Below are 12,967 nucleotides of genomic sequence, written 5' to 3'. Positions count from 1 at the left end.
TATTCACCTCACTGTCGTTTGCCAAAAATATCAGTACCAATGCGAACCATAGTGGAACCTGCTGTAATGGCAGTTTCTAAATCACCACTCATTCCCATCGATAAGGTATCTAACTGTGGATATTGGTGCTTTAGTCTATCAAAGCAAGCGCGCATTTGCTGGAAATATTGCAATTGCTTTTGTTTATCATTGGTTTGTTCGGTAATTGTCATTAAGCCGCGCAGCTCTAATTGACGACATTGATGAATAAAAAGGGCGAGTGATTCAACGTCGTCCGGATGGCAGCCTGACTTTTTATCATCACCGCTGATGTTTACTTGCAGCAGTACGTTAAGCGGCTTGAGGTTATTTGGTCTTTGTTCATTTAAACGCCGTGCAATTTTTTCTCTATCCACGCTTTGCACCCAGTGGAAATTCTCAGCAATCAATCTCGACTTGTTTGACTGAATAGGGCCAATAAAGTGCCACTCAAGCGCTTTGTTGTCTTTAAAGTGTACGACTTTGTCAACGGCTTCTTGTACATAAGACTCTCCGAACTGAGTCTGGCCTGCGGCAATCGCCGCTTCGATGTCAGCAATTGGTTTAGTTTTAGATACTGCGAGTAACTTTACTGTTTCGCTGAATTGACAGTTTTGCTTGGCTTTTTCAATCCTGCCATAGGCGTTATCTAAGCGTTCTGCTATTGTAACCATATAGTACTTGTGCTCATTTTGGAGTTATAAATGGATATTACAGAATTATTGGCTTTTAGTGTGCAACACAAAGCATCTGACTTACACCTTTCGTCTAGTGTTTCCCCTATGATCCGCGTTGATGGGGACGTGCGTCGGGTTAATATCCCGCCGCTTGAAGCAAAAGACGTTAGCAGCCTCATCTACGATATTATGAATGATAATCAACGTCGTGACTATGAGCAAAACCTCGAAGTTGACTTCTCATTTGAAGTGCCGAATTTAGCGCGCTTTCGTGTTAACGCCTTTAATTCAAATCGTGGACCCGCTGCGGTATTTCGTACTATTCCAAATCAGGTCTTAAGTTTAGATGAACTGGGTGCGCCAGATATTTTCACCAAAATATCGGATACACCGCGTGGGCTAGTACTGGTGACAGGCCCTACAGGCTCGGGTAAATCCACCACCTTAGCTGCAATGGTTGATTACATCAATAACAACAAACATCATCACATTCTTACTATTGAAGATCCGATAGAGTTTGTTCATCACAATAAACAAAGCTTGATTAATCAGCGCGAAGTACATCGTGATACACATAGCTTTAATGCGGCGCTGAGAAGTGCACTGCGTGAAGACCCAGATGTTATTTTAGTTGGTGAATTGCGTGATTTAGAAACTATCCGTCTAGCTTTAACCGCAGCAGAAACCGGCCATTTAGTGTTTGGTACTTTGCACACAACCTCTGCTCCAAAGACGATTGACCGTATTGTTGACGTTTTTCCTGGAGAGGAAAAAGACATGGTGCGATCTATGCTTTCAGAGTCGCTGCAAGCAGTTATTTCACAAACACTAGTGAAAAAAGTAGGAGGAGGGCGAATAGCTGCACATGAAATTATGCTTGGGATCCCCGCTATTCGTAACCTTATTCGAGAAGATAAAATTGCGCAAATGTATTCGGCAATTCAAACAGGGGCAATGCACGGCATGCAAACCATGGATCAATGTTTAACGAATTTGTTAAATAGAGGCTTGATCACTCAGCAAGATGCTCGTGCTAAGGCTCATGATAAAAACCAGTTTAGCGGCGGCTATTAAACAGTGGTGTGGTAATGAATATAGAACCATTTTTACAAACTATGGCAGATCAGCAAGCGTCTGATCTCTTTGTCTCAGCAGGCCTTGCTGTGAGTGCTAAGATTGATGGCGAGCTGAGGGCGCTAAGTGAAGAAAAGCTTGATGCTGAGCAATCACTAAACCTTGTTACCTCGATAATGAGCGAGAAACAAAAGCAAGAGTTTTTCAACGCCAAAGAATGTAACTTTGCAATCGCTAATGAGATTGGTCGCTTTCGTGTTTCTGCATTTTGGCAACGAGATTGTGCGGGAATGGTATTGAGGCGTATTGTTACTGCTATCCCTGATGTCAATGAGCTGGGCTTACCTTCGGTGTTAACTGATGTCATTATGTCAAAGCGTGGCTTGGTGCTATTTGTTGGAGGCACTGGAACCGGTAAATCTACCTCGCTGGCAGCATTGTTGGGCTATCGCAATCGTAACCAACGAGGGCATATCTTAACGATTGAAGATCCCATAGAGTTTGTGCATCAACACCAAAAAAGTATTATCACTCAGCGAGAGGTCGGAATTGACACGGATAGCTTTGAATCAGCACTAAAAAGTTCACTGCGCCAAGCTCCTGATGTCATTTTAATTGGTGAGATCCGTTCACAAGAAACCATGGAATATGCGCTTAGCTTTGCGGAAACGGGTCATCTGTGCGTTGCGACGCTACATGCTAACAATGCTAACCAAGCGATTGATCGCATAATGCACCTAGTGCCTAAGGAAAAGCACGACAAGCTCAAATATGACTTGGCACTCAACTTGCGCGCTATTGTAGCGCAGCAGCTAGTCCCCTCGTCAAAAGGGGAAGGAAGAGAAGCTGCAATTGAGGTGTTGCTGAACTCTCCCCTTGTTTCTGAGCTAATTAAAAAGGGCGATATTGGTTCTATTAAAGAAGCCATGGCAAAGTCAAAAGAAATGGGAATGCAAACCTTCGACCAAGCGCTGTTTGAACTGTACAAGCAACAGCGTATCAACTATGCAGACGCGCTGCACCATGCTGACTCACCAAATGATTTGCGTTTGATGATTAAGCTTCAAAACAACGATCAAAAAGGTGCAGGCTTCTTACAGGGAGTGACGGTTGATGGCTTGGATCCTAAAAGCTAAATACCGTAGCGCTATTTTTAGTAGCTTAATGTGCTTCAGCAGCACGTTATATGCCGGTGAAGCGATTAACGTATTCATTCGTGATGATGTACTCACAGCCTACGAAGACTTTGTTGGCGATCGCGACGTTACGACAATCACTGATTTCAATGAAGGGTATTTACGCCGTGATGTGATAGATATGGTTATCGCACTTCAGGCATTAAAGATAGGTGGGTTCAATCTTCAGTTGCAATTTACTCCAGGTTTTGTGAGCTTTAGAGAATCAAACCTACTTGAGAAAGGAGAACAGCTCCTTCATTTTGATAGTTATTGGCAAGCAGATTTAACTGCCAAAGCGCACCTGCTCTTTATCAGTGCGCCAGTTATCAAAAAAGGACAATATTATGCAGGGATCTTCCATGCGCCAAGTAACCGCGCTGTAGAGCAACTTAAAGATGCAACGGGATTGAGTAAGTTAACCGCAGTTTCCAGTCCAAAGTGGCACACTGATTGGCAAACCTTACATTCGCTTTCACTAAAAAAGGTATTTGCTGAACCTGAATGGATCTCTCAAGCGCGTATGGTGAGCAAGGGCTGGGTTGATTTCATGTTAATGCCACTGCTGCCAAATCTGGATAATCGCTTTACGTTATCAGAGGTGGAATTAGTGGCAAACAAACACTTGATTGTATTACTAAATGATAGCCGACATTATGCGGTGTCTAGGCTTCACCCTGAAGGCGAGCGAGCACTTGCAGCGTTACAAAAAGGCCTAACGATGTTACGCCAACAAGGCCGAATTACAAAGGCATACAAGCAGGCAGGTTTTATTCCCAACCTAGATGACTACCAAGTTGTTAATCCACAATAACGGGTATGTTTAGCATTTTATTTATTGTGCGTCACCTGGATGTTGTCTTGTTAGCCAGTTCACTATCGTCTCAATGGCATCTGGAGCAAAATGTTGCTTTTCAATTGAAAATAACGCATCAAACGGAAGTTCTGGCTTGAGTAAACTGTGACTTGCATTAGGAATAGTAACTTGTACTAATCTTGCTTTGGATGATATAGAACTTGCATAGGCAGTGGCGAATGCTAATTGACTGTGTTCAATATCGACATGGGTATCGCTATCGCCGAAAATAGCAAGCATAGGCACTGTGAGCTGACTAAAGCCCTCATGGACATCGGCATCAATATTATTACGAATAAAGTTAAATCGTGCTTCATCGGCGATGGGATCAGACATAAAAGGGTGTTGGTGTAATGGCGATGAAAGGTAGTGGTCGTAGCCTGTTTTGATAAGGTGATACTCTTGTTGGCTCAATTCTTTGATCTTAGCGATGGCTTGCATATCATTAGCATCGATTTTTTCCTCTTCAAGTAAGCGTATCCACATGCTGTACTGGCTTTGTGCCAACCAGTTTGCGGCACCACCGACCAAGATCATCGAGTCAATATTCGGTTCGTCATATAAGTGAGCAAAAACCCAACTGGCTTGACTAAAACCCAATAGATGGATTGGGTTATATTCATAGCCATTACGCTTCAGGTAGCTAATTACGTCTTTTACTTCAGCTGCTCTTTGCGTCATTGATTGTGTCAGCCAGTGCCCTTGAGACTGTCCTATGCCAGGTTTATCCCACGAAAAAGCTGCGATGTTTTCGCTGAGCAATGATTGAATTATAGGTAAATAAAATCCGTTTGCGGTGCTATCCATCGCACCGTCACCATGTACGAGAATAACGATTGGATCAGAGTCTGTATGACCATCTGGTAGATAAAGTCGCCCTGTTAACTGATTGTCCTGGGAGTGAAAGACGTGTATTGAATATGGGTAAGCGCTTTTATTTGATTTGCCATTACATGCCGATAGCATGCAAAGCAGACAAAGTGTCAGCAATATTTCACACCATTTAAACTTCACCATTGCTAGTTTTTCCTTAATGAACTGAGGGAGTTAAACTATACGGATATGAGTTGTGAAAAACTGTCATTTGTCGTCAAATTGTGATGCCTTTTGGTAGACAAGCCAATGGACGGGGTGTGAATGCTTTTTAACCGAACCTGAAAACACTATTATGTATTTATGAGCCTGTTGTTCTGTGTCACTACTGCGTGAAATTTGTTTGCAACAGGCTAGTTATTGGCGCACAGACGCCTTCTTGAGCGTAGGGTAATTACTATCACCTTGAAGTGAAATCTAATCTTAAGATTACAGAGTATGGGGGTTATTCCCACATTGCTTCAAAGTAACTTTCGAGAATAATACACGCAGACATGCCATCGACCTTGCCTTTTGCGAGGTTTTTGTAACCACCTTGTTCAAACAGTCTAGCCCTTGCGTCCGCTGTGGTCAGGCGTTCATCTTGCGTTTCAACCGGTAGGCGGAAGTGATTATGGAGTCGATTAGCAAACTTTTTCGCACGAAAGGTTAAATCCTGAGTGGTGCCATCCATGTTGAGTGGCAAACCAACAACAAGCAAATCAGGTTGCCACTCATTTATATACGCGGCGATATCATCCCAATTTGGAATACCATCATTCGCTTTAACTGCGCCTAAACTCGAGGCTGTGGCTGTAAGTTCTTGGCCGATAGCAAGGCCGATACTTTTAGTGCCAAAGTCAAAGCCAATCACACTGCGCTTGCCTTTTTCAACCTTATCTTTTTTATTTTCCATGAATACTTCGTATGTTAGTTTTTGCGTAAAGCGGTTATGCGTGGCCGGCTTGTGAGCTTAACTGCGCGACGTCAATGCCGAGCATTTGTACGGCTTTTTCCCAACGCTTTTCAGGCGGTGTATTAAAAATGATCTCAGGGTTAGCCTCAACCACTAACCAAGTGTTTGCTTTCAATTCTTTTTCCAATTGGCCTTGAACCCACCCGGCATAACCAAGTGTGATGATAAAGCCCTCTGGCGATTGTGGGGAGGTGAGCGAGGCCAGTACGTCTTTTGAGGTGGTGATCATAATATCAGAGCTAAGTTCTTGGCTAGAAGCATAGCCCAACTTCGGCGTGTGTAGCACGAAACCTCTGTCGGTATGGACAGGCCCCCCAGCATAAATCTTTACTTTTGATGTTTGACTCGACTTGTCGTTATCAATATCGATTTGGTCGAGTAATTCTCCAACCGTGACGTCAATAGGGTGGTTAACAACCAGCCCCATAGCGCCGTCTTCGTTGTGCTCACACAGATAAGTGACTGTGTGATTGAAAAAAGGGTCATCCATGCTAGGCATTGCTATTAAAAAGTGATTAGCGAGTGATTTCATAATCAGACCCCCTCAATGATTAACTTTCAGTATGGTCGAGTTTTCGCTCGATCGCATCATAAAACTTATCCATAATTGAAATATCGTACGCGGCTTCAATTTCTTTAACACAGGTTGGGGCAGTCACATTAATTTCGGTGAGCTTGTCGCCGATGATATCAAGCCCAACGAAAATCAAACCTTTCTCTTTTAGCGTCGGGGCAACGGCTTCGGCAATTTTACGATCTGATTCGTTAATTGGTCTAGCTTCACCGCGACCGCCCGCGGCTAAATTACCTCTGGTCTCGCCCCCTTGAGGGATACGCGCAAGGCAATATGGCATCACTTCACCATCAACCACCAAAACTCTTTTATCGCCATCTTTAATTGCTGGAATATAATTTTGCGCCATTGCGTATCGTGAGCCGTGCTCGGTGAGCGTTTCGCAGATCACCCCAATGTTAGCGTCGTCTTGTCGAACCCTGAAAATCGAAGCGCCACCCATGCCATCCAAAGGTTTTAAGATAATGTCACCATGCTTGGCTAAAAATGCACGAATTTGAGATTGGTCACGGGTGACAAGGGTGTCTGGTGTGTGCTCGCTAAACCATGCTGTAAATAGCTTTTCATTGGCATCACGGAGGCTCTGGGGTTTGTTTACAACGAGCGCACCGGCAAGTTCTGCACGTTCTAAAATATAGGTGGCATAAATATATTCTGTATCGAAAGGAGGATCCTTACGCATTAATATTACATCAAGATCGCCCAAATCGATTTCTTGTTTTTCAGCAAGCTCATACCAGTGAGAAGTATTATCAAAGACCTGTGCTTTGGCGGCAGTTGCTTTGGCAACTCCTTGGTATAAAAACAGATCATTCATTTCCATATAATACAATTCATAACCGCGTTGCTGTGCCGCCAGCATCATTGCGAATCCCGTGTCTTTTTTAATGTTAAAGCCACTGATTGGATCAGAAATGATCCCTAACTTAATTGTCATAAATACTTCCATTGAACTTGCTGAATGTAACCATGATATGGGGGTTACTCTGTGTATTTAAAGAGCCAAATCACCAAATTGTAGTTGCAGTGCGCTTAGTACTGTTAAGGCCGCGGTTTCTGTTCTTAGCACGCGAGGGCCCAAACGTACATCAATAAAGCCTTGCTCTGCGGTGGCTACCAGTTCTTCATCAGTAAAGCCACCTTCTGGGCCGACTAAAAAACGTATCCCAGATTGAGTGTAAGGTAGCGTTTTAATAGAGTGCTCAGCACGTGGGTGAAGGGTAACTTTTAGCTCATCACTATGTTGTTTTAACCACTGTGACAGCTCTATTGGAGGGTGGATCACTGTGATGGTGTTGCGTCCCGACTGCTCTGCTGCTGCGATGGCGATTTTTTGCCATTGCTGATGCTTTTTAGCTAGGCGTTCTGCATTTAATTTTACACCGCAGCGGGTTGTGAATAAGGGGGTTATTTCACTGACACCAAGCTCAACTGACTTTTGAATAGTAAAGTCCATTTTATCACCTCGGGAAATGCCTTGACCAAGGTGTATGGCAAGCGGAGACTCTACATTATTGTCTTGAAATGTTTCAGGGACAGCAATAACTTTCTTTTTACTCACTTCGCTCAAATGACACAGATACTCTCCACCTTGACCATTGAATAAGCTTACTTTGTCCTTGGTCGTCATTCTTAAAACGCGGCCGATATGGCCAGCAGCATCATCATCTAAGGTTACAGGAATACCAATTTCGAGCGGTGAATCTTGATAAATATGTGGAATACGCATAATTGAAAATTGAGTGGCTGTTTTTGGCAATGGTAAGCGCTTGTGCTTCGTTAGTCTATATCAGCGCTTGTTTATATCTCAATTTGAGTCTGGCACTTAGAATATTTGCACGTAATGGCTATCATTGATCTACAACAGGGTTGTCCAGTACTTTTTCCTTTGAGCATAACAAGCCTGTGAGCTTAGCAAGAATTAAATCCGGAGCTGGTAAGCTTACAATGTTGGGGTGGCATGATAAGTGATTTAATGTGGTAGAAGCCCGAAGCATATTTAAGGTAAAGCCTTGTGGTGACTGCTCAATTAAAAATCGGTGCGGGTGAAGGGAGTCAAAAATAAATCGTTGTTCTTCGCTTGCAAGGTGGTAGTCAAGGGAGTATAGCAACACTGCACTAATATTATGGTGGCGATGCAGATACGTCGCGAGTTCAGAGACGCTGATTTCATTATCAAAGTCACAATAGCAGTAGTCTTTAATCTGTTCATTAAACATCATTTTGAGCATCTGTTTGGTGTTATCGCCAGCAATGATAATGTTGCTGGCAAGACCCTCATGTAAACTTTGTATATGCGCGACGAGTTCTAGGCTAAAGTCCCAGTTGGAATCAACTAGCAAAAATCCGTCACTTTGTGCATTCATACAAGGCCATGTTACGCCGAAAACAAGTTAATAAGTAAATAGCCCATAGAACAAAAAACCGCAAACTCTAAACAGGCGATCCCGACATTGTCTTGGTGATCGACTTCAAGGCCAATGTTGACCTTTGGCAAGGATAGATGCAAAAGGACATGACTGCCCAGATACAGAAATATCCACATCACACCGCAATGAATAACGACAGAGAATAAGTTTTCGACGACTTTAGCCCCATGGTAGGGGGCACTATGAAGACCTGCATAAATGGCTAAAGCTAGGCCAATGGTTTTCCCTGCATAGCGGATCCCAATCGAGGTGTTTCGCAAATTAAAGTTTTGCTGCAAGGACGCGCCCTGATTGAGTTTAGCAAAGCGACTTTCTCTTACTTTACTGTCTAACGTAAATAAAAGCTGTAGCAGTAAAAAGCCAAGTGCTACCACAAGCAAATCACTCCAGCCTTTCGGATGCACCCAGTGATACATGCCTAGCACCAAAATCGTATTGCCCAGCAACATACCCGAGTCAACCATCGCGGCGCAGATATTCTGTTTTAAAATCGCTTCTTCTTCATTGAATTGATATAAAATCCACTTGCGATGGATCCATTGCCCAAAATATATAAACGCGACAACTAAGCTGATGTGGAGTCCGACTTGCAGTGGATATGTTTGCGCTCTCACCACACCTAGGTCATTGAATAAATAGGCGACACAAATACACAACATGGTTATTTGACTTGCATAACTGATCCCAAGAGCAAAGTTGTCACGTTGGGCTAGCTCTTCTTCAAGTAGGTTATTGGCAATGCGTTGGATCATTAAACGTAACAAAATAGTGAGTGCACAGACGATAACAAAGCAAATTAAAATCGCCAAAAAATTGATATTGTGTAAAGACAAATAACTCATACTCGGTGTAAGGTTGTGTTTTAGATAGAGTTACTATAACACTGCTCACAAAGAGAGCCAGCTAACCGTGGAGTTTTTATGTCGGAATTGTTTTCACAACAGGCATTAAATGCGCTTGCGCTTGAACGTTTTAAAATTGTTTTTGGCGATAAAACGGTGCAGCCCAAACTGGCTCGTTTGCTCGCTTTGAGTGACTTTGCATTTCGTATCTTGTCGCGATTTCCCGAATGGGGCGCATGGCTTCTTGATGATGCACAGATGAAAAGACGCGATTGCCCAGCGGTGTTTGACTTTTCTGCCCCACTGCCTGATGAGCAACAAGCCTTTGCACAATTACGTCATTACCGGTTGAAGTATTGGTTGAAGGTGATGTGGCTGGATTTGGTAGCAGATAACCCAATTGATGACAGTATTGGCTATATTTCAGCCCTGTCAGACACCTTGATAGCCAATGCCTACCAATGGGCGTACTCATCTTGTGAAGTACAGTCAGGTTCTCCAAAGGATGAAGCTGATAATCCACTTCCAATGACAGTATTGGGCATGGGCAAGTTAGGTGGTAAAGAGCTAAATTTCTCGTCTGACATTGATCTTATTTTTGCTTACCCTCGAAGTATTTCGACTACAGGAGGGAGGCGTAGCATCGAAGCACAGGTGTTTTACACTCGTGTGGCTCAAAAGTTAATTGCAGCACTAAACCAAGTGACTGTGGATGGCCAAGTGTTCAGAGTTGACATGCGGTTGAGACCTTTTGGCGATAGTGGCCCGCTGGTGATGAGTTATGCGGCAATGGAAGACTACTATCAAGATCAAGGTCGTGAGTGGGAGCGCTACGCCATGTTAAAAGCGCGTCCCATTGGTGAGCCATCAGCGTATTGGCAAGAGTTTTATGATTTGATAAGGCCTTTTGTTTATCGCCGTTATATTGACTTTTCAGTAATTGACTCTTTGCGCAAAATGAAACAGATGATAGCCCAAGAAGTTAGACGCAAAGGCTTAACAAATAACATTAAGCTTGGTGCTGGTGGTATCCGCGAAGTGGAGTTTATCGTACAAGCATTGCAGCTTATTCGAGGAGGGCGTGAAACACCATTACAAACGTCGTCGTTGTTAACTGCGCTTGAACAACTAGAAGCGCTAGATATAGTGCCTAAAGAGGTTAAAAACACGCTCTACAATCATTACCTGTCACTTCGAAAAGTTGAACAATACTTACAAGCATTCGATGACAAACAGACTCAAACTTTACCCGATGATACACTTGCTTGTTTGCGCCTTAGCTACTTATTGCAGTGTCAGGATTATACTCAGGTCGAACAAACACTTCAGCGAATAATGGAAGAGGTTCGAACTGAGTTCAATCAAGTTATTGGTGAGCCGCCTGAAGAGGCGGTAGAAGATGATGACAGCGCAGTTTATGCTTGGCAAAGTGCGGAAATTATGCAGCTTGGTGAGTGTAATGCGACACCTTGTTTTCCACAGTGGCAGGCTGATCTGGAAGCATTTAAATCCGGGCTAAGTAAAAAACAAGCCGGTACCCGAGGCAGAGATATTCTAGATAAGTTGATCCCTGCGCTATTACGTGAATTGAGCAAACAGAACATCGAACCTGCTTTGGCACGTGTATTCAGTGTTATTAATAAAATTGTTTCTCGAACCGCTTATCTAGAGCTGCTATATGAAAATCATGGTGCGTTAACACAGCTAATTAAACTTTGTTGTCACAGTGCCTGGATTGCAGAGCATATTGCCAAATACCCCATCTTACTCGATGAGCTAATAGACCCACAAAGTCTATATAAACCACTGCCATTAAGTGCTTATCACAGCGAGATCCAGCAACTCTTTTTACGTATTGACGAGCAAGATGTAGAAACACAAATGGAAGCGCTGCGCCAGTTTAAGCAAACTCATCAGCTTAAGATCGCAGCAGCAGATGCCACAGGAGTGCTCGACATAATGAAGGTGAGTGACCACCTTACAGCCTTAGCCGAAGCGATTATTGCAAAAGCGGTAGACATTGCTTGGGGGCATATGGTGGCTCGCTATGGTGCGCCACAAGGAGCTACGATTACAGAAAAAGGCTTTGCTGTCATAGCCTACGGTAAGGCCGGTGGCTATGAATTAGGTTATAACTCAGATTTAGATTTAGTCTTTGTACACAATCGAGATGGTGAAAGCTACACGCAAGGTGAAAAGTCGATTTCATCGAGACAATTTTACATGAAGTTGGCACAGCGTCTTATGCACTTGTTCAATACCAAGACGCTATCGGGTATGTTATATGAACTTGATACCCGTCTGCGCCCAGAAGGAAATTCAGGTTTACTGGCGATTAACCTTGAGAGCTTTTATCAGTATCAACTTGAGCAAGCTTGGACTTGGGAGCATCAGGCTTTAGTGAGGGCACGTATGGTACTCGGTGAAGAAACAATGCAAACACGTTTTACTGAAATTCGCCATGGGATCCTGACGCAAAAGCGCGATAGCACTAAATTAGTCGATGATGTGTGTAAAATGCGTGAAAAAATGCGCCAGCACCTAAATCAAGACAACGAGCAACGGTTTGACCTAAAGCAAGGCGTTGGCGGCATGACAGATATTGAGTTTATGAGTCAATACATAGTGCTCCAATATAGTCATACCTATCCTCAACTGTGTAAGTATACGGATAACATCCGTATTTTAGAGCAAGCAGGAGCTGTTGCTATGATAGAAAAACTTGAGATGGAAACACTGGTTTCAGCGTATTGCCTATTTAGAGATAGGTACCACTTTAACAGTTTGAATCAGCTCGGCAGGGCGGTTGAGCGCAGCGAATTTACACAATACGCTCAACAGGTTACACAAGTTTGGCAGCGCTTATTAGGCTAACCGGCCAACTTGCGACAATTTTCACGTACGTACAGCGGTGGGTTTTGAGTGATCACCGCAGCACGCTCCCGTGGACAGAAGAAAGTATATACTTGAAATTCGAAGTCATCGTTAATCGCCGTGCCTACCTGATATAACGCGGTGACAAAGTCAGTATCAAGGCGGAAGTTATACTTCACCACATAATCTCGTTCAAGGTACCAAAACAGCTCTACACCTTCTTCCTTTGCTTGTTTTGACAGCACATCTTTTAATGTATCTCCGGTGTCGAAGCGTCTTGGTTGTTTTTCGCCTGTCCACTTCGAGTTTGAAGGTTTTACTGCCAATGCTCTTTGGGCGAGTGCATCATCTAACGGGTAGGTTGGCTTGCCTAATGTAATCACGTACTTTTCGCGATCGGTATCGCGATCACTCATTCTATTTCTGAAGCTTTCGTAAAATTGTGATAACCCTTGGGCGGCAACATTTGTGGTTTCTTTAAAATTTAAATTCTTTGATGCGCCAAAAAGAAAATAGTAGGCAGCCCATATCAATAGCACACCCAAAGAAAGGTGCTTGGTCCAAAACCAAATTGCGGATACATTGCTTTTTCTTCTTTTTTTTGCCATAAAAAACTACTC

At 43.4% G+C, this 12,967-nt stretch carries 13 protein-coding genes; 4 read left to right on the top strand and 9 right to left on the bottom strand.

Annotation, left to right across the window (positions count from 1 at the left end; all coding sequences use genetic code 11):
* Positions 1 to 8 precede the first annotated feature (8 nt).
* Positions 9 to 692 carry a YggS family pyridoxal phosphate-dependent enzyme gene (locus HUZ36_RS16995; protein ID WP_176033497.1) on the bottom strand — a complete coding sequence of 228 codons (684 nt, stop codon included), beginning with the start codon at positions 690 to 692 and terminating at the stop codon, positions 9 to 11.
* A gap of 30 nt (positions 693 to 722) precedes the next feature.
* On the opposite strand from HUZ36_RS16995, the gene HUZ36_RS16990 reads away from it, so the two are divergent.
* The 3 genes from HUZ36_RS16990 to HUZ36_RS16980 are packed head-to-tail and all read left to right on the top strand — an operon-like array spanning position 723 to position 3,758.
* The gene (locus HUZ36_RS16990) at positions 723 to 1,769 is read left to right on the top strand and encodes a type IV pilus twitching motility protein PilT (protein ID WP_125250544.1); all 1,047 of its coding nucleotides are present in this window, start codon (positions 723 to 725) and stop codon (positions 1,767 to 1,769) included.
* A 14-nt stretch (positions 1,770 to 1,783) separates the two neighbouring features.
* Positions 1,784 to 2,905 carry a PilT/PilU family type 4a pilus ATPase gene (locus HUZ36_RS16985; protein ID WP_125250543.1) on the top strand — a complete coding sequence of 374 codons (1,122 nt, stop codon included), beginning with the start codon at positions 1,784 to 1,786 and terminating at the stop codon, positions 2,903 to 2,905.
* Positions 2,883 to 3,758: a hypothetical protein gene (locus HUZ36_RS16980; RefSeq protein ID WP_176033496.1), complete on the top strand. Its 876-nt coding sequence runs from the start codon at positions 2,883 to 2,885 to the stop codon at positions 3,756 to 3,758. The genes HUZ36_RS16985 and HUZ36_RS16980 overlap by 23 nt, the downstream gene beginning before the upstream one ends.
* Before the next feature lie 21 nt (positions 3,759 to 3,779).
* Here the strand turns inward: HUZ36_RS16980 and HUZ36_RS16975 are convergent, their stop codons facing one another.
* The 7 genes from HUZ36_RS16975 to HUZ36_RS16945 all read right to left on the bottom strand — a co-directional run bounded on the left by HUZ36_RS16975 (position 3,780) and on the right by HUZ36_RS16945 (position 9,473).
* The gene (locus HUZ36_RS16975; protein WP_176033495.1) at positions 3,780 to 4,817 is read right to left on the bottom strand and encodes an alpha/beta hydrolase family protein; all 1,038 of its coding nucleotides are present in this window, start codon (positions 4,815 to 4,817) and stop codon (positions 3,780 to 3,782) included.
* Between the two features lie 301 nt (positions 4,818 to 5,118).
* Positions 5,119 to 5,568, bottom strand: a complete 450-nt coding sequence (gene ruvX / locus HUZ36_RS16970; RefSeq protein ID WP_125250540.1) for a Holliday junction resolvase RuvX — start codon at positions 5,566 to 5,568, stop codon at positions 5,119 to 5,121.
* Positions 5,569 to 5,602: 34 nt separating this feature from the next.
* Positions 5,603 to 6,160, bottom strand: coding sequence for a YqgE/AlgH family protein (locus HUZ36_RS16965; protein ID WP_176033494.1), 558 nt, complete (start codon positions 6,158 to 6,160; stop codon positions 5,603 to 5,605).
* Between the two features lie 19 nt (positions 6,161 to 6,179).
* On the bottom strand, positions 6,180 to 7,139 hold the full coding sequence (gene gshB, locus HUZ36_RS16960) for a glutathione synthase (RefSeq protein WP_147388788.1): 960 nt from the start codon (positions 7,137 to 7,139) through the stop codon (positions 6,180 to 6,182).
* A gap of 57 nt (positions 7,140 to 7,196) precedes the next feature.
* On the bottom strand, positions 7,197 to 7,931 hold the full coding sequence (gene rsmE, locus HUZ36_RS16955) for a 16S rRNA (uracil(1498)-N(3))-methyltransferase (RefSeq protein WP_147388822.1): 735 nt from the start codon (positions 7,929 to 7,931) through the stop codon (positions 7,197 to 7,199).
* 121 nt (positions 7,932 to 8,052) lie between these two features.
* On the bottom strand, positions 8,053 to 8,568 hold the full coding sequence (locus tag HUZ36_RS16950) for a hypothetical protein (protein WP_128730916.1): 516 nt from the start codon (positions 8,566 to 8,568) through the stop codon (positions 8,053 to 8,055).
* 11 nt (positions 8,569 to 8,579) lie between these two features.
* Positions 8,580 to 9,473, bottom strand: coding sequence for a DUF350 domain-containing protein (locus HUZ36_RS16945; RefSeq protein ID WP_176033493.1), 894 nt, complete (start codon positions 9,471 to 9,473; stop codon positions 8,580 to 8,582).
* Positions 9,474 to 9,551: 78 nt separating this feature from the next.
* Here HUZ36_RS16945 and glnE point away from each other — a divergent pair, with 78 nt between their 5' ends.
* Complete coding sequence (gene glnE, locus HUZ36_RS16940; protein ID WP_176033492.1) at positions 9,552 to 12,347, top strand: bifunctional [glutamate--ammonia ligase]-adenylyl-L-tyrosine phosphorylase/[glutamate--ammonia-ligase] adenylyltransferase; 2,796 nt, start codon at positions 9,552 to 9,554, stop codon at positions 12,345 to 12,347.
* Here glnE and HUZ36_RS16935 read toward each other — a convergent pair.
* Entirely contained in the window at positions 12,344 to 12,955 is a 612-nt protein-coding gene (locus HUZ36_RS16935) for a TcpQ domain-containing protein (protein ID WP_125250534.1), read from the bottom strand. The two genes, glnE and HUZ36_RS16935, sit on opposite strands and share 4 nt — an antisense overlap.
* Positions 12,956 to 12,967 lie beyond the last annotated feature (12 nt).

It is taken from the genome of Pseudoalteromonas sp. McH1-7, from assembly GCF_013366255.1.
Classification (GTDB): Bacteria; Pseudomonadota; Gammaproteobacteria; order Enterobacterales; family Alteromonadaceae; genus Pseudoalteromonas; species Pseudoalteromonas peptidolytica.
This window is presented reverse-complemented; position numbering and strand designations above follow the sequence as displayed.